Genomic DNA, 25507 nt, shown 5'->3' on the forward strand with positions numbered 1-25507 from the left:
ACCGTGTTGACGTTGGTCGACGCCTCCTCGGCGGCCGCGGCCACGGTGGTCGACTGGGATGCGGTCTCCTGGGCGGTGGCGGTCATCTGCTGGGCGGTGGCCTGGAGCTCGGTGGCCGAGGACGAGACCAGGCCGACGATGCCGCCGACGGCGCGCTCGAAGCCGTCGGCGAGCTCGACCATGGTGCGCTTGCGCTCGGCGGCGGCGGCCGCGTCGGCGCGGCGCCGGACCTCGGCCTCCTCGGCGGCCTTGCGGGCGACCATGGTCTTGATCCCCTCGACGGCCTGGCCGACGGCCCCGATCTCGTCGCCGCGGGTGGCCTCGCGGATCTCGGCATCGACCTCGCCGCGGGCCATCCGCTGCAGGACGCCCACGAGGCTGCCCAGCGGCCGGGTGACCTGGACCACGATCACGTACACGCCGTAGGCGATGCTGAGCGCGGCGAGCGCGAGCGCGGCCAGGAGCGCGAGGCGCGACCAGCCGGCAATCGTCTCCGAGCGCCGGAACTCCGCCTCGGCTTCCCGGACCTGCAACGCGGTCAGCTTGCTCAGCGTGGCGTTGGTGGCCTGCATGCTCTTCAGCAGGTCCGTGTGGGTGGCCTCGAAATCCGAGGCCGCGCCGGCTGTGACGCGCTTGAGGATCTCGGCCGCGATGGCGTCGTTCCGATCGACGCGCACCTGCAGCTCCTTGGCGAGGGCCTCCTCCTCCGGGGTCAGGTAGGTCGCCAGATAGGCCGACCACTCCTTGTGGAGCTTCGACAGATCGCGCTCGATCTTGTCCTTGGCCTCTGCCGGCTCGATCTGCTTGCCGCGCAGCTGGCGCGAGGCGTCGAGCAGGTCATCGTAGGCGTCGCGGATGATGCTGAACTGCCGGAGACAGACGACGCGATCGTCGAAGACGGTCTTCAGGCTCTGATGGCTCCAGTGGAGCGAGAGATTTCCGAGCGCCGCCGTGGCGAGCAGCACCAAGCCGAGTCCGCCGAGCAGCGAGACGAGTCGCAGTTTGATGGTCATTTTCATGAGGCGGATGTCCAGGCGACGGAACCCAGGGCTGCGAACGCGTCAGCCAGGCTGAGCAGTCATGATCGGGTTGCGTAAAATATACGCAAACTGATTAAGATTTATTCTGAAGAGTTTCCCGTTACGGGGTCTGTCATTCGGTCTCCGGCTCGCGATATCGTGCGTGCAAAGGCGTTTCTTCAACTTCAAGATGAGGAATCGGAGCTGAATCAATCGGAAAGGGCCTCCGGGGCGGACAGGAGCGTCACCGCCCAACGTGTCGGATCGCCGCACAGCGGGCGGCGCGGGAGCCGGGATCGACCGGGGCAGGAACGTCGCCGGTCTCGGGATGGGGGGCCAGCACGGACGCGGTCCCGGTCTTGAGGCAGGTCAAGGTCGGCCGCCGCGGACCACCCCTAAGCTCGGCACCATGACCTCACTGGACGCCACGCTCCCGGCGAACGCCACGCTGTCCGCCGCGTCGAGCCTCATCTACGTCGTGGACGATGACCCGGCCATCCTGCACTCGACCCGCTTCCTCTTGGAGAGCGAGGGCCACCGGGTGGAGACCTTCGCCGACGGACGCGCGCTGCTGGCCGCCTTCCCCGGCCCGCACCCGACCTTCGTCCTGCTGGACCACGTCATGCCGGGGATGGACGGGCTCGCGGTGTGGGGCCGGCTGCGGGACCTCGCTGCCGGCGTGCCGGTGATCCTGATCACCGGCCACCCCGATCCGGGCATCCGGAGCCGCGCCCGCGCCGCCGGCATACCCCTGGTCGAGAAGCCGCTGGCGTTCGACGCCCTGATGGGCATGCTCGCCGCCGGCCCGATCCCCGCCAGCCGCGCCCGTTAGGGGCCGCGGTGCCCGCTCGGGACGCCCGACCGTCGGGCCGCCGACGTGGCGGCGCGTGAGGTCGTCGACCCGGCACGGGCAGGTTCCGCCGGCTCGACGACAGGCCGGTGGCGATCCGCCCGACGGCGCTCCGATACTCAGATCAATGATCGCACCATCTAAACGCGCAACCTATCAATCAAGCCGAACAAGATATTGGACCAACGGTCGGCCGTGCGTCTATCTCGCGTCGGAACGAGGGATCACGCCATGTTCGACCTCGACCAGGACTATCCCCGCGACATGGTCGGATACGGCCGGCATCGACCGGACCCGGCCTGGCCCGGGGGCAAGCGCGTCGCCGTCCAGTGCGTCATCAACTACGAGGAGGGCGGCGAGAACTGCATCCTCCACGGTGACGCGGCGTCCGAGGCCTTCCTCTCAGAGATCGTCGGGGCCCTGCCCTGGCCGGGGAAGCGCCACGCCAACATGGAGTCGATCTACGAGTACGGCGCCCGCGCCGGCTTCTGGCGCCTCTGGCGCGCGTTCACGCGCCGCAACCTCCCGGTCACGGTCTTCGGCGTCGCCTCGGCGATGCAGCGCAACCCCGAGGCCGTCGCCGCGATGGTCGAGTCCGGCTGGGAGATCGCCAGCCACGGCCTGCGCTGGATCGACTACCGCGACCACAGCCCGGAGGCCGAGCGCGCCGACATCGACGCCGCCGTCGCGCTGCAGGCATCGCTGACGGGCAGCAGGCCCCTCGGCCTGTACCAGGGGCGCACCTCCGCGAACACGCTCGCCATCGGCGCCGCCGAGGGCGGATTCCTGTACCTCGCCGATTCCTACGCCGACGACCTGCCCTACTGGCTGCGGATCGGGGGGCTTCAGCAGCTCGTCGTCCCCTACACCCTCGACGCCAACGACATGCGGTTCGCCACCGCCCAGGGCTTCAACAACGGCGACCAGTTCTTCGGCTACCTCAAGGACACGTTCGACGTCCTGTACCGCGAGGGCGAGGCGGGACGGGGCGGCATCATGTCGGTGGGGCTGCACTGTCGCCTGGTCGGGCGTCCGGGGCGGATGGCCGCGCTGGAGCGGTTCCTCGACTACGTGGGCGATCACCCCGACGCCTGGGTGACCACGCGGCTGGACATCGCCCGTCACTGGATCGCGGCCCACCCGCCGCGCGGCGGCTACCGGCCGACCTGCATGGGCCGCGCCCTGTTCGGCGCGGTCTTCGGCCCGGTCTGCGCCGGGCTGGCCGACGCGTCGCCCGCGGCGGGCGTGGCGATGGCGGAGCGGGTCCACGCGGCCGGACTCCCCGCGGAGGCGGACGTCCCGTCCGGCCTGGCCCGGCTCCTCGCGGAGGCCGCGGGCGCCCCGGCCGACGCGGGCGGCCTCCGGACCCGCCTCGCGGCGGTCGTCGCGGGATAGACAAGTCGACGTCACGACCGGGACTTGAAGATCCGAACTCGGTCGTGATCTGTATTCAGGTCGTGTTTTCAGAAGTCAGGAGACGGAGAGTTCCAGGTTTTGCATGGCGGTCCCAGCGGGTCGTCAGCGTCACGGAAAAAGCCCGGCAACAGGGCTGCGCCAGTCAGGGAGAAACGCCATGTACGCACAGGTTGAGGCCGCCGGCATCAGCACGGCCGTGTCGGACGAACGGGAAGCCGTCGTCATCAAGCCGAGCTACGATCCAGATCTCGTGAACAAGGATCTGGCCCCGCTGCGCAAGCAGACCTGGGGCACCTACAACATCTTCGCCTTCTGGATGTCTGACGTCCACAGCGTCGGCGGATACGTGACCGCCGGCTCCCTGTTCTCGCTGGGCCTCGTGAGCTGGCAGGTGCTGATCGCCCTGCTCGTCGGCATCGTGATCGTCCAAATCTTCTGCAACCTCGTCGCCAAGCCGAGCCAGCAGACCGGCACGCCCTATCCGGTGATCTGCCGCGCCTCCTTCGGGGTCAAGGGCGCCAACATCCCGGCGATCATCCGCGGGCTGATCGCGGTCGCGTGGTACGGCATCCAGACCTACCTCGCCTCGGCGGCGCTGACGGTGGTGGCGCTCCGCTTCTACCCCGAACTCGCCGTCTACGCCGACGTCAAGCAGTACGGCTTCGCCGGCCTGTCGGGTCTGGGCTGGGCCGCCTTCATGACGCTCTGGGTCCTGCAGGCGCTGGTCTTCTGGCGCGGCATGGAGGCGATCCGCGTGTTCATCGACTGGGCGGGGCCGGCGGTCTACGTGGTGATGATCGCGCTCGCCGCGTACCTCGTCGCCAAGGCCGGGATCGGCGAGATCGGGCTGACCCTGGGCACCGTGAAGTATACCGGCTGGGACGCCCTGCCGGTGATGATCAACGCCGTCGCCCTCGTGGTCTCCTACTTCTCCGGGCCGATGCTGAACTTCGGCGACTTCTCGCGCTACGGCGCGAGCTTCGAGGCGGTGAGGAAGGGTAACTTCTGGGGTCTCCCGGTGAACTTCCTCGGGTTCTCGCTCCTGACGGTCGTCACCGCCTCGGCGACGGTTCCGGTCTTCGGCCACCTGATCACCGACCCGGTGGAGACGGTGAGCCGCATCGACAGCACCTTCGCGGTCGTGCTCGGCGCCTTCACCTTCATGACCGCGACCATCGGGATCAACATCGTCGCGAACTTCGTCTCGCCCGCGTTCGACTTCTCGAACGTGTCGCCGCGGCGGATCTCGTGGCGCATGGGCGGGATGATCGCGGCCGTCGGCTCGATCTTCATCACGCCCTGGAATCTCTACAACAATCCCGCGGTGATCCACTACACGCTCGACGTCCTCGGCGCGTTCATCGGCCCGCTGTTCGGGATCCTGATCGCCGACTTCTACTTCGTGAAGAAGCAGAAGGTGGTCCTCGACGACCTCTACACGATGAGCCCCGCCGGGACGTACTGGTACAGTGGCGGATACAACCGCGCCGCGGTGACCGCCATGATCCCCTCGGCCCTCATCCCCGTGCTCTGCGTGATCCTGCCGGGCCTGGAGGGCGTGGCGAACTTCACGTGGTTCATCGGGTGCGCCCTGGGCTTCGCGATCTACACCGCCCTCATGCGCCGCCCCGCGGGCGCGGCCCGTCCTGCCTGAGGCCGTCCTGCCTGAGGCCGTCCGGACCTGGACCCGCCCCGGTCCGGATCGGAGACACGAACGGCCCGGCGGCGCGGCCTGACCCGCGCCGCCGGGCCCCCCGACCTCCCCATCCCCGGCCGGCTGCGTGCGGGCCTCTGCCCGGCCATCCGGCCGGCTCCCGCCACCCGAGGGCGCCATGCGGATCCTGCTGCTCAATCCGAACACCAGCACGTCTGTGACCGACCTCCTGGCCGGGCAGGTCGGGACGATGGCGGGCGCGACTGCGACCTTCGTCCCGGCCACGGCGCGGTTCGGCGCCGCCTACATCGCCAGCCGGGCGGCCCTGGCCATCGCCGGCCACGCCGCCCTCGACGCCTTCGCGGAGCACGGCCGGGACTGCGACGCGGTCTTCCTCGCCTGCTTCGGCGATCCCGGGCTGCTGGCCCTGCGCGAGGTCTCACCGGTCCCGGTGGTGGGGATGCTCGAAGCGTCGTGCCGCGAGGCCCAGCGGGTCGCCGGGCGCTACGCCATCGTGACCGGCGGGGCCCTGTGGAAGCCCATGCTCCGCGAGTGCGTCGCGAGCCTCGGCGTCGGTGACGGCCTCGCGGGCATCCGAACGATCGCGCGCACCGGCGGCGAGATCGCCAAGGACCCGGAGGCGGCGCTGTCCGACCTCGCGGCCGCCTGCCGGGCCTGCGCCGAGGAGGATCGCGCCGAGGCGGTGATCCTCGGCGGCGCCGCCCTGGTCGGCCTCGCGGCCCGCCTGCAGCCGCACGTGCCGGTCCCGGTCCTGTGCTCGGTCACGTCGGGGGTGAAGGCGGTCGTCGCCGCCGCGGCCGCGCCCTACCGGCGCCCGCCCGCCGTCGCCGCGGACAATGTCGGCCTCGGCCACGCCCTCGCGACGCTGCTCGCGCCGCGCGAAGCCATCGGCTGAGACGGGGCGGGCGGCCGCCGGCGCGAGACTGGCAGCCGTCCTGCATCGCTCGGAATTCCAACGCCCCGTTCCGGATGGGGCAACCCTGTGGGGCCAGCCATGACGATCCAGGCGCACCACGCGACCGACATGCCGGCCCTCGCGGCGCCCGCGCGCCTGGACGACGCCTACCGCCGGATCACGTGGCGGCTGCTGCCATTCCTGATGGTCCTGTGGATCCTGTCCTGGATCGACCGGGTCAACATCGGCTTCGCCAAGCTGCAGATGCTGGCCGAGCTCCGGTTCAGCGAGACCGTCTACGGCATCGGCGCGGGGATCTTCTTCATCGGCTACTTCCTCTGCGAGGTGCCGAGCAACCTGCTGCTGGAGCATATCGGCGCCCGGAAGACGATCGCGCGGATCACCCTGCTGTGGGGGCTCTGCTGCGTGGCGATGATGTTCGTGACCACGCCGGCGTTCTTCTACGTCCTGCGCTTCCTGCTCGGTGTCTTCGAGGCCGGATTCTATCCAGGGGTCATCTTGTACCTGACCTACTGGTATCCGAGCGAGCGCCGGGCCAAGGTGTTCGGGCTGTTCATGTCGGCCTCGGCGCTGGCCGGCGTCATCGGGGGGCCGCTCGCGGGCGCGATCATGTCGGGGATGCACGGCGTCAACGGCTGGTCCGGCTGGCAGTGGGTGTTCCTGCTCGAGGGTATCCCGTCGATCCTGGCCGGGATCGTCACGCTGTTCTACCTCACGGACCGGCCCGCCAAGGCCGGCTGGCTGACGGCGGAGCAGAAGGCGCTGGTCGAGGCCGACCTCGCGCGCGACGCCGCGGCCCTCGGCCACCGCGAGCACCGCATCCTCGCCTCGCTGAAGGACGCGCGCGTCTGGCAGTGCATCGCGATCTTCTTCTGCATCGTCACGGCGAACTCGGCCCTGACCTTCTTCGGCCCGAGCGTGGTGCGCGACGCCGGCTTCACCGACCCGCTGACGGTCGGCTGGATCATGTCGGCGGCCTATCTCTGCGGCGGCGCCGGGATGATCCTGAACGGCCGCCACTCGGACCGGACCGGCGAGGCGCGGCTGCATTGCGGGGTCCCGGCCTTCGTCGGGGCACTGGCCATCGCGCTCACCGGCGTCTTCATCGCGGGCGCGCCGGTCCTCGCGCTGCTCATGCTCGGGGTGGCGATCGTCGGCACGATGAGCGCGATCCCGGTCTTCTGGCAGATCCCCGGCCGCTTCCTCGCCGGGTCGGCGGCCGCGGCCGGCATCGCGCTCATCAACTCGGTGGCCAATCTCGCGGGCTTCGGAGCGCCGGCGGCGATGGGTTACCTGCGCGAGCAGACCGGCTCGGTCGCGACCGGCCTCTGGCTGGTCGCCGCCGTCGAGGCCGCGGCGCTCGTCCTGATCCTGGCCTTCGTCCCGCCGGCGACGCCGGAGATGGGTCGGCGCGCCCGGGCCCGCGCGGCGCACGAGCCGGCGTGAACCGCAGCACGAGAGGGAGGCTTTCTTGGAACACGGACCCGAACGACACGCTCTGACGCGGCGCGGCCTCGTCGCGACGGGGCTCGGCGCCGCGGCCGCGGTCTCCGCGGGCCCGGCGCTGGCCCAGGGCACGCCCGCTCCGGCGGCGGCTCCGGCCAATGCTCCGGCCGGTTCCCCGACCAAGCCCGGCACGCTGAACACCGCGCCCGTGTCGCAGGCCGGCCTCTCGCCGCGGCTGACCCTGCACGCCATCGACAATTTCCACGGCACGCCCGGTGCCGGGATGGTCTGCGACCTCGCGATGCACGACGGCACCGGCTACCGTCCGATCCGGACGGTCACCACCGCGCCGAACGGCCGGACCGCCGAGCCGCTCCTGGTCGACGAGGCTTTCAAGGCGGGCCGCTACGAGCTGGTGCTGCACGTCGAGGCGTATTTCGCGAACCTGGGCGTGAAGCTCCCGACCCCGAACTTCCTCGGCCTCGTGCCGATCCGGTTCCGGATCCGCGACGCGAGCCAGCGCCACCACCTGCCGGTGCTGTTCACGCCCTGGGGCTATTCCTACTACCGCGGCAGCTGACCCGTCCGATCCCCGACGCGACAAGGAGACCCGGCATGGCGGGCATCACCACACACGTCCTCGACACCGATCGCGGCCGCCCCGTCGCGGGGGTCCGGATCGACTTCTCCGTCCTCGAGAACGGCCAGTGGCGGCTCGTGAAGAGCGTCGTCACCAACGCCGACGGCCGGACCGACGCGCCGATCCTCCCGGCCGACAAGGCCGAGACCGGCCAGTACCAGCTGGAATTCTTCGTCGACCCTTATTTCCAGGGCCGGGCCGGCACCGCGGAGGCCGACATCTTCATCGACAACCCGGTCGTGCGGTTCGCCGTCGCCGACGCCAAGCAGCACTACCACGTGCCGATGCTGTGCGCCCCGTCGAGCTTCACCACCTACCGCGGAAGCTGAGCGGCATGATCGACCTCGACCGCCTCAACGCCCTCGAGCGCGACGCCTTCGTCGCGTATCTCGGCGGCGTCTTCGAGCACGCGCCCTGGGTCGCCCGGGCCGCCCACGGCGGGGCGCCCTTCGCCGACCTCGCCGCTCTCCACGGGGCGATGATGGCGGCCGTGCGCGCGGCGCCGCCGGACGTGCGCCTGGCCTTCCTCAACGGCCATCCCGAACTCGCCGGCCCGGAAGCCCGGGCCCGGGCGATGACCGCCGATTCCGCGCAGGAGCAGGGCAGCGCCGGCCTCGACCGGCTGACGGAGGCGGACGCGGCGGCGTTCGACCGGCTGAACGCCGCCTACCGGCACCGGTTCAACTTCCCGTTCATCGTCGCCGTGCGCGGCCGGGACCTGCGCGAGATCCGCGCGCTGTTCGAGGAGCGCCTCGCGCGCGCGGTCGCGGACGAGGAGGCGACGGCCCTGGAGGAGATCGGCGCGATCACCCGGATGCGGCTCGACCGGCTGGTGCGGCCGGTCTAGCGCGGCGCCCCGCGGCGATTTCGATCTTGGCCGGCCGGCCGGGCGCGTCCATGCTGGGCGCGGTCGGGACCGCCGTCCCGGTTCGAGGGCTGCATGAAGCGACTGGACGTGGCCGTCATCGGCGGCTCGATCGCCGGACTGACCACGGCGTGCCTGCTCGCGCGGAGCGGCCACGCCGTCACGGTGTTCGAGCGGTCGGCGGCCGCGCTCACGGGCCGCGGGGCGGGGATCGTCACGCATCCCGGCCTCCGGGCGGTGCTGGCGCGCTGCGGTGCTCCGGCCGGGGCGGGCGATCTCGGCGTCACCGTCGAGGGCCGCCGGGTCCTCGACCGGGACGGGACCGTGATCGCGGAGCGGAGCCTGCCGCAGGTGCTGGCGAGCTGGGGACGGCTCTACGGCCTTCTCCTGGACGCCGTGCCCCCGGACAGCGTCCGCTACGGCGCGGCGCTCGCCGCGGTCGAATCCGACGGCGCGCGCGTCGTCGCCTTCTTCGAGGACGGCCGCCGGATCTCCGCGGATCTCCTCGTCGGCGCCGACGGGCAGTTCTCGACGGTGCGGTCCCGGTTCCTGAGCGGTGTCGCGCCGCGCTACGCCGGCTACGTGGCGTGGCGCGCCGTCGTCGACGCGGCGGCCCTCGCGCCGGCGACCCGGGAGGCGATCGGCGGCCATTTCGCGTTCTGCCTGCCTCCGGGCGAGCAGATCCTCGGCTATCCCGTGCCCGGGCGCGCGGACGAGGCCGCCGGGCTGTGCTTCAACGCGGTCTGGTACAGGCCGACCGAGGAGGCCGCGCTCGCCGCGCTGCTGACCGATACCGGCGGCGTCCGCCACGCCCTCTCCATCCCGCCGGGCCGCATCAAGGCCGCGGTGCTGGAGGCGATGCGCGCCGACGCGGCGCGGATCCTGGCGCCCCCCTTCGCCGAGGTCATGCTGCGCGCCGAGCAGCCGTTCCTGCAGGCGATCCTGGACATCGAGACGCCGACCATGATCCCGGACCGCGGCGTCGCGCTGATCGGCGACGCCGCCTTCGTGGCCCGGCCCCATGTCGGGATGGGCGCAACCAAGGCCATGGAGGACGCCGCCGCCCTCGCGGACGCCCTGGACGCGGCCGGCGCCGACGTGGACGCGGCGCTCACGGCCTTCGAGGCGCGCCGACGCGCCTACGGCGCGGCCGTCGTGGCGCGGGGACGCGATCTCGGCGCGTACCTGCAGGCGCAGCAGCGCGGCGCGGCCGAGCGGGCGGCGGCGGAGCGGTTCCGCAGCCCCGAGGCGGTGATGGCCGGGACGGCGGTGCCGCCCGATATCCCCCGCGCTTAGGCCGCGCGGCGGGTCGCCTCCGCGCGCACGGCGGCCGGGAGCGCGAGGGGCGGGTTCGCGCTGTCCAGGAACTCGACGGTGGTGAAGATCAGCTCCGTGTCGCCGATATTGGCGAGGTCGTGGGTCATCGACTCGCCCGGCCCGAACGACAGGTGCTGGATGTCGCCCGCGCGGTAATCGACCTCCGCGACCCGCCCGTCGCCGTAATGCGAGCGGGCCCGCCCCGCCGTCACCGCGGTCCAGAAATAGTCGAGCACGTGCGTGTGGAAGCCGATCCGCGCGCCGGGCGCCAGGACGATGGTCCAGACCCGGGAGCGGTCATCCTCCGAGAGCAGCCGGGTGCCGACGCAGCCGTTGTCCCGCGCCGCCGCGTATTCCTGTGCCAAGTGGGGCGGCAGCGCCGCCGGTTCCGTTCCCTGGGTCATGGCGTTCCTCCGGCCCGCGAGGCTAACGCAGTTCCCGCGAAAGTCATCGCCGCGGCGGCCCGCTCCGGTGACGCGGGCGGGCCGGACCGGCGCCTCTCCCGTGATCCGGGGATCCCGGGATGGCCCTACAGCGCGTCGGACGACCGCGCCGCCGTCACCACCCGGCGGTGGGTGGCGAGCAGCCCCGGAAGCGCGGCGTCGAGCATGGCGGCCCGGACCGCGTCGCGGTCCGCCGTGCCGTCCATGCCGTAGACCCGCGAGCGCAGGCCGACGTAGACCAGCGCGCCGTGGATGCCGAACAGGAGCTCGAACTCGTCCGCGGCGAGCGGCTGAACCTCCGGGTCCGGCAGGTTCGACTCGGCGCGCATCCCGGCGAGCAGCGGCGCGAAGATGCGCGCGCGGACCATGCCGAGGTAGCGGCTCGGCAGATCGAACCCCTTGAGGCCGGCCGACACGAAGATCCGCAGCCACGCGTAGTCGTCGATCCGGCGCTGGTAGTCGATCTCGAAGCGCCGGAAGCGCTCAAGGACGGGGAGCGCGGTGTCGCGCACCGTCGCCTCCCAGCCGGGATCCCAGCGCCTGAGATAGACCTCCTCGTAGATGCGCTCGATCAGCGCCGCCTTGGTCGGGAAGTAGCGGAACAGCAGCGGCTGCGTGATGCCCAGCCGGCGGGCGAGCTCCCGGGTGTGCCCGTCGAGGCCGACCTCGGCGAAGTAGGCGACCGCGCCCTCGACGATCTGGCGCTCGCGGGCCTCCGGCGTCAGCCGCCGGCCGGTCGGCACCCGACCGTCACTGTCCGCCGGCCTGCTTGACGCCATCTCGGTTTCGCCTTCTATTGAGCGAACGATCAATAAGGGCCTCCAGCCTGTCCCATCGGGGCGGTCATGGGCAAGCCCATCGGGAGGAGGACAAGGGCTTGAAGGCGCCCGACTTCGCCTACGCGCGTCCGGCCTCGCTCGACGCGGCGCTGGCCCTGCTCGCTGAGCACGGGGAGGACGCCGTTCCGCTGGCGGGCGGCCAGAGCCTCGTCACGGCCCTCAACATGCGGCTCTCGGCGCCCGGCCTGCTGGTCGACCTCAACGCGATCCCCGAACTCACCGGTGTCTCGGAGGCCGGCGGCGAGGCCGGCGGCATTGTTCGGATCGGCGCGATGACGCGTCACCGCGATGTCGGGACCGCGGCACTCGTGCGCGAGCGCCTGCCGCTGCTCGCCGCCGCCCTGCCCCACATCGCCCATCCGGCGATCCGCAACCGCGGCACGATCGGCGGCTCGGTGGCGCTGGCCGACCCGGCCACCGAGTGGCCCGCCTGCTGCCTCGCCGCGGGCGCCTCGATCGTGGTGCGCGGGCCCGGGGCCGAGCGGCGCGTCCTGGCGGACGATTTCTTCCAGGGCCTCTACACGACGGCCCTGGAGCCCGGCGAGATCGTCACGGCGATCGAGTTCCCGGTTCCGGGGGCCGACGCGGTCTGGGGCTTCGAGGAGTTGTCGCGCCGCCACGGCGACTACGCCCTCGTCGGCCTCGCGGCGACCGGGCGGCGATCCGCGGGCGGCCTGTCGGACCTGCGCCTCGCCTTCTTCGGCGTCGCCGACCGGCCGGTGCTCGCCCGCGCCGCCGCGGCGGCCCTGGAGGCCGGCGACCTCGCGGGCGCCCAGGCGGCGCTCGCCGGTGAGCTCGACCCGCCGGACGACCCGACGACCAAGGCCGCGACGCGGCTCCACCTCGCCCGCGTGATCCTCGGCCGCGTGGCGGCCCGGATGCGCGGCGGCAGCGCGCAGGAGGGCGGCCCCGATGGCGTCTGAGAGCCCGGACCGCGCGCACGCGGTCGCCTTCACGCTGAACGGCGAGGCCGTGCGGGCGCATGTCCCGGCCCGGATGCATCTCGGCGACCTGCTGCGCCAGTCCTTCGGCCTCACCGGCGTGCATCTCGGCTGCGAGCACGGCGTGTGCGGCGCCTGCACGATCCTGGTCGACGGCCGGGCGGTGCGCGCCTGCCTGATGCTCGGCGTGCAGGCCGACGGCGCCACCGTCGAGACCGTGGAGGGGCTGACGGAGAGCGGGCGCATCCGCGACCTGCAGGACGCCTTCCACGCCCGCAACGCCCTGCAATGCGGCTACTGTACCCCCGGCATGCTGGTGACGGCCGCCGAGCTCCTGGACGACGCGGACGCGGCCACCTCGCGCGAGGCGATCCGCGCGGCGATCGCGGGCAATTACTGCCGCTGCACCGGCTACCACGCCATCGTCGACGCCATCGCGGCGACCGCCGAGGCGCGCGGGCAAGGTCGCCGGGATGCCGGCAGGGATGCCGGCCTGGAGGCCGCCGAATGAGCGCGGATCCGGGCGGCCTCACCTTCCTCGACCGGCCGAACAGCTATATCGGCCGCTCGGTCCCGCGGCCGAACGCGCGGCGCCTGCTCGAGGGACGGGGCGTCTACGTGGACGACGTGGCCGTCGCCCGCCTCGGCCACGTCGCCTTCCTGCGCAGCCCCCACGCCCACGCCCGCATCGTCGCCCTGGACACCGCGGACGCCAAAACGATGCCCGGCGTGATCGCCGTGGTGACGGGGCCCGAACTGGCGGCCGTGTGCACGCCGTGGGTCGGCGTGCTCGGCCACTTCAAGGGCCTGCGCTCGGCGCCCCAGCACGCCCTGGCCCTCGACCGGGTGACCTGGGTCGGCGAGCCGTTCTGCGCGGTCGTCGCGCACGGCCGGGCCGAGGCCGAGGACGCGCTCGCGGCGATCACGGTCGAGTTCGACCCGCTCCCCGCCGTCGTCGACATGGAGACGGCGCTCGATCCCGCGACGCCCGCGATCCACGCCGAATTCGGCGACAACCTCGCCTTCGAGCGCGTCCTCGACGTCGGCGACGTCGACGCGGCCTTCCGCGACGCGGCCCTGGTGGTCGAGGAGACCTTCCAGTTCGGCCGGCACACGGGCGTGTGCCTGGAGCCGCGGGCGATCCTGGCCGACTGGGCGGCGGCGGACGGGATGCTCACCGTCCACCACTCCTTCCAGGCGCCGCACATGATGCAGGACATCCTGTGCAAGCACCTCGCCCTCCCCGAGGGGGCGGTGCGGGTGATCTGCAAGGATGTCGGCGGGTCCTTCGGGATCAAGGTCCACATCTACCCCGACGAGATGGCGACCTGCGCGCTGGCGCTGATGCTCAAGCGCCCGGTCAAGTTCGTCGCCGACCGGCTGGAGAGCTTCCAGAGCGACATCCATGCCCGCGACCACCGGGTCACCGCCCGGATGGCCTTCTCGGCCGAGGGCGACATCCTCGCCCTCGACATGGACGACCTCACGGGCATCGGGCCCTACTCGGTCTACCCGCGCACCAGCGCGGTCGAGGCCAACCAGGTCGTCAACCTGACCGGCGGCCCCTACCGGCACCGGCACTACCGGGCCCGGGCCCGGGTCGTGCTCCAGAACAAGGCGCCGACCTGCCAGTACCGGGCGGTGGGCCACCCGATCGCCACGATGGTCGCCGAGGGGCTCGTCGATCTCGGCGCCGCCCGGCTCGGCCTCGACCCCCTGGCCGTGCGCGAGCGCAACGTCATCCCGGACGACGCCTATCCCTGCGCGGGCGTCTCGGGAATCAAGCTGGAAAAGCTGTCCCACCAGGCGGCGCTCGCCAAGCTCAAGGCGATGATGGACTACGACGGCCTCCGGGCCGAGCAGGCGGACCTGCGCCGGCGGGGGATCCACCGCGGCATCGGGCTCGCGGCCTTCATCGAGATCACCAACCCGTCGGCCGCCTTCTACGGGGTCGGCGGCGCGCGCATCTCCTCCCAGGACGGCTGCACGATCCGGCTCGATCCGCAGGGGGGTGTCGTCGCGTCGGTCAGCGTCACCGAGCAGGGCCAGGGCACCGAGGGCATCATCGCGCAGATCGTGGCCACCGCCACGGGCGTGCCGATGGACAAGGTCCGGGTGATCTCCGGCGACACGCAGGCGACGCCCTACGGCGGCGGGACCTGGGCCTCGCGCGGGGCCGGCATCGGCGGCGAGGCCGCGTGGCAGGCCGGCAAGGCGCTGCGCGGCAACGTCCTGGCGGTGGCGGGCGCGATCCTGCAGGCCGATCCGGAAAGCCTCGACGTCCGCGACGGCGCCGTGGTGGACGCAGGCACCGGGACCGAGCGCATGCCGCTCGCGGAGCTCGGCCGCATCGTCTACTTCCGCCCCGACACGCTGCCGCCGGGGGTGCAGCCCGAGTTCGTGGCGACCCGGCACTACGTGCCCAAGGACTACCCCTTCGCCTTCACCAACGGCGTGCAGGCCTCCTACGTCGAGGTCGACACCGAGACGGGCTTCGTGCGGCTGCTCAAGCACTGGTGCGTCGAGGATTGCGGCACCGTGCTCAACCCGCTCCTCGTCGACGAGCAGATCCGCGGCGGCATCGTCCAGGGGATCGGCGGGGCCCTGTTCGAGCACTGCCTCTACGACGGCGAGGGCCAGCTGCTGAACGGGTCGATGGCCGACTACCTCGTGCCGATGGCCGGCGAGATGCCCGATATCGACGTCGCCCACGTGGTCTCGGCCACCGCGTCGTCCGAGATCGGCGCCAAGGGCGCGGGCGAGGCCGGCACCGCCGGCGCGCCGGCGGCGGTCGTCAACGCCATCAACGACGCGCTCGCGCCGCTGAACGCCCGTGTCGCGCGCCAGCCGGTGACGCCCGAGGTCGTGCTGGAGGCGCTGGGACTGATCTGAAACCGGCTGCGGGCTTCCCCGTCCTTGCGAGCGCAGCGAAGCAACCCAGGGCAGCGGGACGCTGCCGAACGTGGCGGATCCCCGGATCGCTTCGCTGCGCTCGCGAGGACGGATGACCCTTTCGGGTCAGGACACATCGACCATCACGGGGCACGGTCCGCCGAAGAGACCGGTCCCGATCAGGAAACGCCGACGGAGGGACGGGAATGGGAACGGGCTTCGACAGGCGCCGGCTGCTCCAGGGCAGCGCCGCCGCATCCGCGCTGGCGCTCGCCGCCCCGGCGCTCCTGCGCTCCGCGATCGCGCAAGGCGGTTCGACCGGAGGCCCGATCCGGATCGGCTTCCCGGTGCCGCTCACCGGCGCCTTCGGGGCCGAGGCGAACGACCAGGTCCGCGCCGCTCAGCTCGCCGTCAAGGCGTTCAACGAGGCCGGCGGCTTCCAGGGCCGCACGGCCGAGCTCCTCGTGCGCGACGACAAGCTCAACCCCGGCGAGGCGGCGACCCGGACCCTCGAGCTGATCGAGAAGGACAAGGTCAACTTCCTGGTCGGCGGCCTCTCGGCGGCCGTGACCCTGTCGATCAACAACGTCGCCCGCGAGCGCGGCGTGATCTACAACTCGATCAGCCAGTCCGACGCGATCAACGAGGCCAAGGATTTCGGCCGCACCACCTTCCACGAGGCCCTGAACCCGCACATGACCGCGGGCGCGGTCGGCCGCTACGTCTTCCCGAAATCGGGCAAGCGCGTCGCCTTCCTCAGCGCCGACTACGCGTACGGCCACGAGATGATGCGCGGGTTCAAGCGCGCCGGCGAGGCCTCGGGCATCGAGGTCGTGGCCGACATCCGCCACCCGATCGGCGCCTCCGACTACTCGGCCTTCCTGCCCCGGATCGCCGCGCTCAAGCCCGACGTGCTCTGCCTGTGCAATTTCGGCCGGGACCAGGTCGTCTCGATCCAGCAGGCGACCGAGTTCGGCCTGAAGCGCACCACCAAGCTCGTCGCGCCGGTCCTGCTCTTCACCGCCCGCAAGGCCGGCGGCGACGCCTTCGACGGCGTGATCGGCGGCACCTCCTACTACTGGCGCCTGGAGGACAGCGTGCCCTCCGCCAAGGCGTTCAACGACCGGTTCCGCGCCGCCTACAACGGCGCCGTCCCGTCGGATTACGGGGCGCTGGGCTATGCCGGCGTCCGCTCGGTGCTGGAGGGCGTTAAGGCCGCCGGGTCGGTCGAGACCGAGAAGGTCGTGGCCGCCATGGAGGCCCTGAAGGCCGACTTCTACAAGGGTCCGCAGAGCTTCCGGAAATGCGACCACCAGTCGGTGCAGTCGGTCCTGATCGTCGAGGCGAAGTCGAAGGACATGAAGACGCCGGACGACGTCTTCACGATCCTCGGCACGGAGGGGCCCGACGAGCGCTTCCTGCGCGGCTGCGACGAACTCGGGCACAAGGCGTGAGGCGCTCCGTGCGAACCCGCGGGAGGGCGCGGCCTTGAGCGCCATCACGATCGGCGGCTTCCCCCTCGATCTCCTCGCCCTCCAGCTCGTGACCGGCATCGCGCTGGGAGCGATCTACGTGCTCGTCGGCATCGGCCTGTCGCTGATCTTCGGGCTCATGAACGTCGTCAACTTCGCCCACGGCGCGTTCTTCATGGTCGGCGCCTATGTCGGCGTCTTCCTGTACGGCTTCACCGGCAGCTTCTGGCTCAGTCTCGTCGCGGCGCCGCTGGCGATGGGGCTCCTCGGGCTCGCCGTGGAGCGCGTGCTCGTGCGCCCCCTCTACGGGCGCGGCATCGACGACCCGCTGCTCCTCACCTTCGGCCTGTCGTACGTGATGGTCGAGAGCGTGCGCATCGCCTTCGGGCTGACGGGCCTGCCCTTCGGGGCGCCGCCCGAGCTGCGCGGCGCGGTCGACATCGGCATCGGCTACTTCCCCCTCTACCGCCTGTTCCTGATCGGCTTCGCGCTGGCGGTGGTGGGCGCCCTGTGGCTGTTCATCGAGCGCACGCCCTTCGGCCTCGTGATCCGGGCCGGCGCCCGCGACCCGCAGATCGTGCAGGTGCTCGGCATCGAGATCACCAAGGTCTGGCTCGCGGTCTTCGCCCTGGGCTGCGCGCTCGCCGGGCTCGCCGGCATCCTCGCCGCGCCCCTGCAGGGCGTCACGCCCGAGATGGGGGTCCCGGTGCTCGCCGAGGCCTTCGTGGTCACGGTGGTGGGCGGCATGGGCTCGCTGGCTGGGGCCGTGCTCGCCGGGCTGATCGTCGGCATCGTGGTGGCGATGACGTCGCTCGTCGCCCCCGACATGACCAAGATGGCGATCTTCGCCCTCATGGCCCTGGTGCTGCTCGTGCGGCCCCGGGGCCTCCTCGGCCGGGCCGGAGCCCTCGGATGAGCGCCCGCGCCCCCGCCTCCGCCGTCACGAAGGGAGGCGCCCTTCCGGCTACCTTGCCGGCGGCCCGGCCGGGCTCCGGCCGGACCGGCCGCCGGCTGGCGTGGTGCGGCCGGCACCGCGTCGCCCTGACGCTCGCCTTCCTCCTCGTGTTCCCCTGGATCGCGCCCTACCAGGCCCTCGCCGTGAACATCCTGGTGCTCGGGCTCTACGCCCTCGGGTTCAACCTGCTGTTCGGCTATACCGGGCTCCTGTCCTTCGGCCACGCCGCCTTCCTGGGCGGCGGCGCCTACGGCTGCGGCATCGCCATCGTCCATTACGGGCTGCACCCGGCCCTGGCGCTCGTCGCCGGCACGCTGCTCGCGACACTCATCGCCGCCGTCATGGGCGTGCTGGCGATCCGCACCCGCGGCATCTACTTCGCGATGACGACCCTGGCGCTGTCGATGTGCGTCTACTACGCCTTCTACCAGGCGGAGGCCTTCACCGGCGGCGAGAACGGCCTGCGCGGCATCAACGTGCCCGCGCTCGCCCTGCCGGGCTTCAGCCTCAATCTCCTCGACCCGGTGGTGAAGTACTACGCCGCGCTGGCGGTGGTCGGCGTCGCGGTCTGGCTGTTCTCGCGCCTCCTGTCGTCGCCCTTCGGGGCCGCCCTCGAGGCGATCCGCGAGAACGAGGGCCGGGCGCAGGCCTGCGGCTACGACGTGCGCCGCATGAAGCTCGCGGCCTTCGTGATCTCCGGGGCCCTGTGCGGCCTCGCGGGCGGTCTCCAGGCGATCCACCTCTCGATCGTGCCGATCGAGACGATGCACTATTCGACCTCCGGCCAGGCCGTGATGATGGCGCTGCTCGGCGGCATGGGGACGTTCTTCGGGCCCTTCGTCGGCGCCGCGACCTTCGCGCTCCTGCAGGACGAGCTCGCCACCGTGACGAGCCACTGGCAGCTCTTCGTCGGCGCCGTCTTCATCGCCTTCGTGCTGTTCCTGCCGCTCGGCATCTGGGGCGAGGTGCTGGCGCGCCTGAGGAGGGCCGGATGGTGAGCGTCGCCGCCGCGCCGGCAAAGGCTCCGAGTACGGCGCCGCCGATCCTCGCCACGGAGGGGCTCGGCAAGCGGTTCGGGCATTTCCGCGCCCTGTCCGACGTGACCGTCGCGTTCCCGGAGGGCGGCATCACGGCGATCATCGGGCCGAACGGGGCGGGCAAGTCGACCTTCTTCAACCTGATCTCGGGCGCCTTCCCGCCGAGCGAGGGCCGCGTGCTGTTCCGCGGGCGCGACATCACCGGCGCGGCCCCGCACGCCTTCGCCCGGATGGGCATCGCCAAGTCGTTCCAGATCACCAACGTCTTCCCGCACCTCACGGTGCGCGAGAACGTGCGGGTGGCTGCCCAGGCCCGGCGGGTCCGCTTCGCGTTCTTCCGGGACCGCGCGGCCTATCCCGAGCTGGCGGAACGGGCCGAGGAACTCCTCGGCGAGGTCGGGCTCGGCGCCCGGATGGACCGCCTCGCGCGCGAACTCGCCCACGGCGAGCAGCGCGCCCTGGAGATCGCGGTGGCGCTGGCCGCCGAGCCGAGCCTCCTCCTCCTCGACGAGCCGACCGCCGGGATGAGTCCCGAGGAGACGCGCGAGATGATGGACCTCGTGCAGCGCCTCGCCGAGACCCGGACGCTGATCCTCGTCGAGCACAAGATGAAGCTCGTCATGGGCCTGTGCCGGCGCCTCGTCGTCCTCCACCAGGGCCAGCTCCTGGCCGAGGGCAGCCCCGACGACATCCGGGCGCATCCGGAGGTGCGCCGCGTCTACCTGGGCAACACGGCGGGCAAGATCACGGGCACGACCGCATGAGCGCCGCCGTCACGCAGCCGCTCCTGGCGGTCGAGGACCTGCGGGCGTGGTACGGCCACTCCCACATCCTGCAGGGCCTCTCGCTGGAGGTGCGCCCCGGCGAGATCGTCACGCTGGTCGGCCGCAACGGCGCCGGCAAGACCACCACCCTGAAAGCGATCATGGGCCTCGTGGCGAAGCGCGAGGGGCGCGTGACCTTCGCGGGCGCCGACATCCTCCACCGGCCGCCCCACGAGCGCTTCCACCGGGGCCTCGCCTACGTGCCGGAGGAGCGGCGCATCGTGCCGGGGCTGACCGTGGAGGAGAACCTGCGCCTCGGCATCCTGGCCGCCCGGGGGGCAGGACGGGGCGCGCGCGCGACGCGCCGCGACGAGGCGCGGCGGATCGAGGTCATCGCCGAGACCTTCCCGCGGCTGAAGCAGCGCCTGAAGCAGGAGGCGGTCACGATGTCGGGCGGCGAGCAGCAGATGCTCGCCATCGCCCGGGCGCTCATGGCCGAGCCCGTGATGGTGCTCCTCGACGAGCCCTCGGAGGGGATCATGCCGATCCTGGTCGAGGAGATGTTCGCGCAGTTCGTCGCGATGAAGCGGGCCGGCACCACGATCCTGCTCGTGGAGCAGAACGTCGAGCTCGCCCTCGACGTGTCCGACCGCGTCTACATCGTCGACGGCGGCGCCGTCGTCTACCACGCCCCCGCGGCCGCGCTGCGGGACGATCCCGAGATCCAGGCGCGCTACTGCGCGGTCTGAGCGCCCGCACCGGCCGGTGGGCGGCGCAGTGTCAGGAGGAGACCAGGATGGACATCGCTGGCGCGTATCGGATCCCGGTCGCGCGGGAGGCCGTCTGGGCGGCGCTGAACGATCCGGAGGTGCTGGCCCGCTGCATCCCCGGCTGCAAGGAGCTGGTGCAGGCCTCCCCGGAGGAGATGACGGCCAAGGTCGCCCTCAAGGTCGGGCCGGTCTCGGCGACCTTCGCGGGCACGGTCCGCCTGGAGGACATGCGCCCTCCCGAGGGCTACAGCCTCGTCGGCCAGGGCAACGGCGGCATGGCGGGCTTCGCCAAGGGCCGCGCCGCCGTCAGCCTCGCGGCGGAGGGCGGCGAGACGCTCCTGACCTACACCGCCAAGGCCGAGGTCGGCGGCAAGATCGCGACGCTGGGCGGCCGGCTCATGCAGGCGACCGCGCGCAAGCTCGCCGACGAGTTCTTCGGCAAGTTCGCCGCCGAACTCGGAGCGACCGGCGACCCGGCCGCGCCCAGAGCGGCCGAGGCCTAGGAAAGCCGCGTCTCGACCGCGCCTCGACCGCGCCGGCCGGGACGGTCGCGCTCCCGACCGGCGCGTCGGAGCCCGGTCATCGCTGCGACCCGATCTGCAGGACATTGAAGCCGCGCTGCAGGGAGGTCCCGAGGAACTCTCCGAACGGGGTGTTCGCACCCGCGGCACGATCAACGCGGAGGACGGCGGCACAGCCGCGCTGCGGGCTCTCGACCGAGCGGCCGTCGACGGAGGCCGCAGGGGCCATGCCGGCTCGCCAACGCGCCTTCAACGCGGAGACGGCCCTGTCGGCCGTCCGGCAATCGGGATAGGCGAGGGATACGAGCAGGGCCGGTCCGTTCTTGCCTTGATAGTCCGCCACGATACCGCCGGCATAAGCCGGGACGCCGTCCCGTCCGCGCTCGCGCTGATCCTCGATCGCCTTCCTCTGCGCGGCCAGATCGGTCGTCGCCGACAGGAGGGCGGCAGGATCGTCGGGGGTGATCCCCATCAGCGGCGTCACGACGGCCGCTTGAAGGATCGCGCCCGGGTCGCGCTCATCCGCGGCGGCCAGACCCGTCAGCGCTGTGGCGACCGCCTCGTGATCCGCCGCGCTCCGACCGACCCCGACGCGTGTCTCCAGATCTGCGGCCGCGGACGCCTGCGCGACGACGCGATCGATCGCCAGGATCGCGCTGGTCTCGCCCATCGGGCCGGACCAGGGATCGGTCGGCTGCCGGGCCCTGAGATTCAGGGCGCGCGGCTCACCGTTGGCGAGAATGCGCGGCGCGGTCGAGACCGGCCGGAAGTTCCTGTCCTTCAGCTTGGCGACCAGAGTGTCGGCTGCCGCCTTCGTCGCCAGACCCCAGTAACTCACGCGCGCCGGAGGCTGGCCGAAGGCCGCGAAATACGAGATGTCCTCGAACGGGATGCCGGCCTTCTCGGTCCATGTCTGCGCGCCGCCGTAGCTGAGGGCGTTCAGCGGGCGGATGCTCTGCGCGAAGGCCATGCGCCGCAGGCCGGCGTCGCTCAGCGCACCGCCGGCGGCCCTGGACAGCGCCTGGACGTCCATGAAGACGATCGGCATCGGGTCAGGCGTCGCCAGGACGGAATCCGGCACCGCGCGGAGAGCCGCCTCCAGAGTGCTGGCCGCCCGCGCCGCCGGCGCGATCATCAGGACTGAGAAGGACACGACGACGAGGCGGGATGAAACTGAGCGCCAGAGAGGTCGTGTCACGTCGAATCCCATGCTCCAGGTCCCTCGGGAGCGCCGATGCCCGTCTGCCGGTCATGGCGATGACCGCGTCGGGCAAGAAGAGATCTCCGCAGTGCTCACCTGATCATTGCTGGACAGGCTCTCTTCTGTCTCCCTCAGTCGATTTTAGCTGAGCCGCTCTCGGCTTCCACTAGTGAGGGTGACCTATTGACCGCGCCGCCCGGATCGCCGCCGATCTGACGCCCGGCACCGTCGAGACGAGCGACGATCGATGGAGGCGTCGGCTCGGTGGGAGCCGCAACGTGACTTCGGCCTCCGCGTGTCGCCCCCGCGCGCCGATCCTCTCACGCGAGCGATTCTCCGGTCCGATCGCGCATCGTGAGGACTGCGGCGAGCGAGATGGCCGACAGCACGGCGACGTAGAGGCCCGGCCCCGTGGGCCAGGCCAGGTGGTGGACGATCCACGTCGCGGCCATCGGGGCGGTGCCCCCGACCAGCGCCATCGAGGCGTTGAAGCTGATCGCCAGGGCCGTGCAGCGCGAGCGGTGCTGGAACATCTCGACGAACGCCGTCGGCACGACGGCGGCGTTGCCGGCGATCAGGATCGCGAACGCGACCTGGCTCAGGACGATCAGAAGCGTGTCGCCGGTGGTCAGCAGCATGAAGAGCGGCCACGACAGGATTGTCAGGCCCGCCCCGGTCAGGACCAGAATACGCTTGCGCCCGAAGCGGTCGGACAGGGCTCCGGCGATCGGGATGCACACGGCTTGAACCACCATGGCGAGCGAGTTGATGAGAAACGCCGTGTGTTGCGGCAGGCCCGACACGGTGTGCATGAACGTCACGAGGTAGACGAACACCACGTAGAAGCCGCACGCCAGGCCGAGATTCATCGCGAAGGCGCGCAGCATGGCGGAGCCGTCGATCTCGACGGCCGTGCGCAGCGGTGAGCGCTGGTCCGTCGGTGCCCGATCTTCGCGAAACACGGTCTCGACGTGATCGTCGTCGATATGGCGACGCAGAGCGAAGATGAAGACGCCGAGCACGATCCCGAAGAGGAACGGCAGGCGCCAGCCCCACTGGTGCACGTCTTCCGGCGTGAGCAGGCCGGTGACGAGCGTCCCGGCAATGGAGCCGAGCAGGATCCCCCCGGCGGCCCCGATGCAGGCGAGGCTGCCGGTCAGGCCGCGGCGCGCCGGTGCTGCGGTCTCGGACAGGAAGATGGCCGAGGAGGTGTACTCGCCGCCGACGGAGAGACCCTGGCCGAGCCGCAGCACCACGAGCAGGACGGGCGCGAGGAGTCCGGCCGACGCGTAGGTGGGCAGGCAGCCCATCAGGAAGGTCGAGACGGCCATGAGGCCCGCCGACAGCAGGAGTGCCGTCTTCCGGCCGTAGCGGTCGCCGATGTGGCCGAACACGATGCCGCCGATCGGGCGCATGAAGAAGGCGGCGGCGAACACCGCGAAGGCCGAGAGCAGCGACGTCGTGGGGCTGTCGGACGGGAAGAAGTTCCGGCCGATGACGGCACTGAAGTACCCGTAGGTGGCGAAATCGTACCATTCGAGCGTGTTGCCGATGGCGCCCGCGACCACGGAACGGCGCCGCGCCGCGCCGGGGACCTTCGGGCCGTCGGCGATCGCGTCGGAACTGATCGGGAGCGGCGGCTCACCGTACGGAGGGGTGGATTGCATGATGCGCCCGCCTTGCCGCCGAATTCAGTCTAGACGCTAGACTGAAACGCCAAGCTTGGCGAGACCATTGGAAAAGGACGACATCGCTCTTCCGCTCGACAGTTAATAGGCGCGGGGCAGCCTCGCGCGGGCGAGCCCGCCAGGGCCGCACGCCCCTCCGTCCTCCGCGGCCAGACCGCGATCGGGAAGCCCTCCGTCCTCACGGTGCCTCGGCGTCGGCGGGAAGATCCGGAGCTTCGGCCGCCGCTGCGAACGCCCGCCGGGCCCGCTCGATCTCGGCGTGGTGCGTCTCGGCCCAGATCCACACGCCGCAGAACGCGGCGCCCAGGCTCCGGCCCAGCGGCGTCAGCGTGTAGTCCACGCGCGGCGGGATCACCGGATGCACCGTCCGCCGGACGAGACCGTCCCGCTCCATCTGGCGGACGGTCTGCGTCAGCATCTTCTGGCTGATCCGGCCCACGGCCCGGCCGAGCTGCGTGAACCGGAGGGTGCCGTGCTCCTCCAGGGCCTCGAGGATCAGCATGGTCCACTTGTCGGCCACTTGGCCGATGATGTCGTTCACCAGGGCCTCGATCGCCGGATCGACGTCCTGCGGGGGTGGCCCGCGCCGCTTCGCCTCGATCGCGGGATCCGGGGCAGCCCTGCGCATTCGACACTCTCCTTTCGGTGCGTACAAATCTTTTCGGTGCCTACTTCAGGGCGGAGAGTGTCAACCATACTCTCTGCGGCGACAACAACGGGGTCGCCATCATGAAAACCTCCGGCAACACGATCCTCATCACGGGCGGCGGGTCCGGGATCGGAGCCGCGCTCGCCCATCGCTTCCACGACCTCGGCAACACCGTCATCGTCGCCGGTCGCCGCGTGGAGGCGCTGGAACGGGTCACGGCCGGCCGCCCGGGCCTGCACGCGATGCCCCTCGACATCGCGGATGCCGGAGACATCGCGGCGTTCGCCCGGCGCGTCACGGCCGAGCACCCGGCCCTGAACGTGGTGATCAACAACGCCGGCATCATGCGCTTCGAGGCGCTGGATCAGGCGCGCGACCTCTCCGACGCGGAGGCGACGATCACCACCAACCTGCTCGGCCCGATCCGTCTGACGGATGCCCTCGTCGCGCATCTGGTCACACGGCCGGACGCGGCGCTGATCAACGTGTCGTCCGGGCTGGCCTTCGTGCCCCTGACGACCACACCGACCTACTCGGCGACGAAGGCGGCGATCCACAGCTACACGGTCTCGCTGCGCGAGGTCCTCAAGGGCCGGGTCGAGGTGATCGAGCTGGTGCCGCCGGCGGTCCAGACGGATCTCACGCCCGGCCAGGCCACCCGTGCGGGCTACCTACCGCTGGCCGACTTCATCGACGAGGTGATGGCCCTGTTCCAGCAGCAGCCGACGCCGGCCGAGATCCTGGTGCAGCGCGTCGCCTTCCAGCGCAACGCCGAGGCCGAGCACCGCTTCGACGCGGCCGTCGCGACCCTGAACGAGGCCGCTCGCGCGGCCCGCGCGGCGCAGGAATGAGGTGCGCGCGGAGATCCGCGAGGAGATCCGCGTCGCCGCGCGCGGGCGCGACCCGTGTTTCATCAGTTCAGCCTGGAGACGATCGATGCCGTTCGCCAATTTCAAGATCCCGCAGGGCATGATGACCGGTCCGCAGAAGGCGGATCTGATCCACCGCACGACGGATCTGCTGGTCTCCTTCTTCGGGGAGGCCGCGCGCCCGCACACCATGGTCTTGGTCGACGAGGTCGTGGATGGCGGCTACGGGCGCGCGGACGAGGTCTTCGATCTCGAGGCCCTGCGACGCCTGCGGGCGCACCACGAGACGGGTTCGCGCTGACGGCCTCCACATCGTGCCGGC

26 protein-coding genes are annotated in these 25507 nt (G+C 71.6%); 20 read left to right on the top strand and 6 right to left on the bottom strand.

The annotated features are described in order from the left end of the window. A partial coding sequence (locus BM419_RS26060; RefSeq protein WP_244540869.1) for an MCP four helix bundle domain-containing protein occupies nt 1-1019 on the bottom strand: 1019 nt, incomplete at its 3' end. Between the two features lie 409 nt (nt 1020-1428). Here BM419_RS26060 and BM419_RS26065 point away from each other — a divergent pair. The 9 genes from BM419_RS26065 to BM419_RS26105 all read left to right on the top strand — a co-directional run bounded on the left by BM419_RS26065 (nt 1429) and on the right by BM419_RS26105 (nt 10123). Further along, nucleotides 1429-1851 (top strand): response regulator transcription factor, encoded by a 423-nt coding sequence (locus BM419_RS26065; RefSeq protein ID WP_056527098.1) that lies wholly within the window; start codon nt 1429-1431, stop codon nt 1849-1851. A 249-nt stretch (nt 1852-2100) separates the two neighbouring features. After that, entirely contained in the window at nt 2101-3264 is a 1164-nt protein-coding gene (puuE, locus tag BM419_RS26070; RefSeq protein ID WP_091928141.1) for an allantoinase PuuE, read from the top strand. A gap of 178 nt (nt 3265-3442) precedes the next feature. Further along, complete coding sequence (locus BM419_RS26075) at nt 3443-4939, top strand: NCS1 family nucleobase:cation symporter-1 (protein WP_020094451.1); 1497 nt, start codon at nt 3443-3445, stop codon at nt 4937-4939. 178 nt (nt 4940-5117) lie between these two features. After that, entirely contained in the window at nt 5118-5855 is a 738-nt protein-coding gene (locus BM419_RS26080) for an aspartate/glutamate racemase family protein (protein WP_020094450.1), read from the top strand. A gap of 99 nt (nt 5856-5954) precedes the next feature. After that, nucleotides 5955-7322, top strand: coding sequence for an MFS transporter (locus tag BM419_RS26085; protein ID WP_091682436.1), 1368 nt, complete (start codon nt 5955-5957; stop codon nt 7320-7322). A gap of 25 nt (nt 7323-7347) precedes the next feature. Beyond that, nucleotides 7348-7902, top strand: a complete 555-nt coding sequence (uraH, locus tag BM419_RS26090) for a hydroxyisourate hydrolase (protein ID WP_056527111.1) — start codon at nt 7348-7350, stop codon at nt 7900-7902. A gap of 35 nt (nt 7903-7937) precedes the next feature. Then, complete coding sequence (uraH, locus tag BM419_RS26095) at nt 7938-8291, top strand: hydroxyisourate hydrolase (protein ID WP_056527114.1); 354 nt, start codon at nt 7938-7940, stop codon at nt 8289-8291. Nucleotides 8292-8296: 5 nt separating this feature from the next. Beyond that, nucleotides 8297-8809 carry a 2-oxo-4-hydroxy-4-carboxy-5-ureidoimidazoline decarboxylase gene (gene uraD, locus BM419_RS26100; RefSeq protein WP_056527116.1) on the top strand — a complete coding sequence of 171 codons (513 nt, stop codon included), beginning with the start codon at nt 8297-8299 and terminating at the stop codon, nt 8807-8809. Nucleotides 8810-8902: 93 nt separating this feature from the next. Then, the gene (locus BM419_RS26105; protein ID WP_056527118.1) at nt 8903-10123 is read left to right on the top strand and encodes an FAD binding domain-containing protein; all 1221 of its coding nucleotides are present in this window, start codon (nt 8903-8905) and stop codon (nt 10121-10123) included. Here BM419_RS26105 and BM419_RS26110 read toward each other — a convergent pair. Both BM419_RS26110 and BM419_RS26115 read right to left on the bottom strand, forming a co-directional pair. After that, complete coding sequence (locus BM419_RS26110) at nt 10120-10548, bottom strand: cupin domain-containing protein (protein ID WP_020094444.1); 429 nt, start codon at nt 10546-10548, stop codon at nt 10120-10122. The two genes, BM419_RS26105 and BM419_RS26110, sit on opposite strands and share 4 nt — an antisense overlap. Nucleotides 10549-10673: 125 nt before the next feature. After that, nucleotides 10674-11330: a TetR/AcrR family transcriptional regulator gene (locus BM419_RS26115; protein WP_244540058.1), complete on the bottom strand. Its 657-nt coding sequence runs from the start codon at nt 11328-11330 to the stop codon at nt 10674-10676. 134 nt (nt 11331-11464) lie between these two features. Between BM419_RS26115 and BM419_RS26120 the strand changes: the two genes are divergently transcribed. The 9 genes from BM419_RS26120 (at nt 11465) to BM419_RS26160 (ending at nt 20760) form a co-directional block, all read left to right on the top strand. Then, the gene (locus tag BM419_RS26120; RefSeq protein WP_056527123.1) at nt 11465-12349 is read left to right on the top strand and encodes an FAD binding domain-containing protein; all 885 of its coding nucleotides are present in this window, start codon (nt 11465-11467) and stop codon (nt 12347-12349) included. Continuing rightward, complete coding sequence (locus BM419_RS26125) at nt 12339-12878, top strand: (2Fe-2S)-binding protein (protein WP_056527126.1); 540 nt, start codon at nt 12339-12341, stop codon at nt 12876-12878. The genes BM419_RS26120 and BM419_RS26125 overlap by 11 nt, the downstream gene beginning before the upstream one ends. Then, nucleotides 12875-15259 carry a xanthine dehydrogenase family protein molybdopterin-binding subunit gene (locus tag BM419_RS26130; protein WP_056527133.1) on the top strand — a complete coding sequence of 795 codons (2385 nt, stop codon included), beginning with the start codon at nt 12875-12877 and terminating at the stop codon, nt 15257-15259. Before BM419_RS26125 ends, BM419_RS26130 begins: the two co-directional genes overlap by 4 nt. Nucleotides 15260-15465: 206 nt before the next feature. Continuing rightward, a complete protein-coding gene (locus BM419_RS26135) occupies nt 15466-16713 on the top strand; it encodes an ABC transporter substrate-binding protein (protein ID WP_056527136.1) in 1248 nt (415 codons plus the stop codon). Between the two features lie 34 nt (nt 16714-16747). Then, entirely contained in the window at nt 16748-17647 is a 900-nt protein-coding gene (locus BM419_RS26140; protein ID WP_056527142.1) for a branched-chain amino acid ABC transporter permease, read from the top strand. Further along, nucleotides 17644-18684, top strand: coding sequence for a branched-chain amino acid ABC transporter permease (locus BM419_RS26145; protein ID WP_091928142.1), 1041 nt, complete (start codon nt 17644-17646; stop codon nt 18682-18684). The genes BM419_RS26140 and BM419_RS26145 overlap by 4 nt, the downstream gene beginning before the upstream one ends. Continuing rightward, nucleotides 18678-19487, top strand: coding sequence for an ABC transporter ATP-binding protein (locus BM419_RS26150; protein WP_056527148.1), 810 nt, complete (start codon nt 18678-18680; stop codon nt 19485-19487). The genes BM419_RS26145 and BM419_RS26150 overlap by 7 nt, the downstream gene beginning before the upstream one ends. After that, entirely contained in the window at nt 19484-20236 is a 753-nt protein-coding gene (locus BM419_RS26155; RefSeq protein ID WP_056527151.1) for an ABC transporter ATP-binding protein, read from the top strand. The genes BM419_RS26150 and BM419_RS26155 overlap by 4 nt, the downstream gene beginning before the upstream one ends. A 47-nt stretch (nt 20237-20283) precedes the next feature. Beyond that, a complete protein-coding gene (locus BM419_RS26160; protein ID WP_020094434.1) occupies nt 20284-20760 on the top strand; it encodes an SRPBCC family protein in 477 nt (158 codons plus the stop codon). Between the two features lie 76 nt (nt 20761-20836). On the opposite strand, the gene BM419_RS26165 is transcribed toward BM419_RS26160, so the two are convergent. The 3 genes from BM419_RS26165 to BM419_RS26175 form a co-directional block, all read right to left on the bottom strand. Next, the gene (locus BM419_RS26165) at nt 20837-21976 is read right to left on the bottom strand and encodes a hypothetical protein (protein ID WP_244527036.1); all 1140 of its coding nucleotides are present in this window, start codon (nt 21974-21976) and stop codon (nt 20837-20839) included. A 323-nt stretch (nt 21977-22299) separates the two neighbouring features. Next, complete coding sequence (locus tag BM419_RS26170) at nt 22300-23646, bottom strand: MFS transporter (RefSeq protein ID WP_056532321.1); 1347 nt, start codon at nt 23644-23646, stop codon at nt 22300-22302. 199 nt (nt 23647-23845) lie between these two features. Then, entirely contained in the window at nt 23846-24295 is a 450-nt protein-coding gene (locus tag BM419_RS26175; protein WP_020094431.1) for a winged helix-turn-helix transcriptional regulator, read from the bottom strand. A gap of 101 nt (nt 24296-24396) precedes the next feature. Here BM419_RS26175 and BM419_RS26180 point away from each other — a divergent pair, with 101 nt between their 5' ends. Continuing rightward, nucleotides 24397-25167 carry an SDR family oxidoreductase gene (locus BM419_RS26180; protein ID WP_056532323.1) on the top strand — a complete coding sequence of 257 codons (771 nt, stop codon included), beginning with the start codon at nt 24397-24399 and terminating at the stop codon, nt 25165-25167. Nucleotides 25168-25252: 85 nt separating this feature from the next. After that, on the top strand, nt 25253-25486 hold the full coding sequence (locus BM419_RS26185) for a tautomerase family protein (protein ID WP_020094429.1): 234 nt from the start codon (nt 25253-25255) through the stop codon (nt 25484-25486). Nucleotides 25487-25507 lie beyond the last annotated feature (21 nt).

It is taken from the genome of Methylobacterium sp. yr668, from assembly GCF_900116245.1.
Taxonomy (GTDB): domain Bacteria; phylum Pseudomonadota; class Alphaproteobacteria; order Rhizobiales; family Beijerinckiaceae; genus Methylobacterium.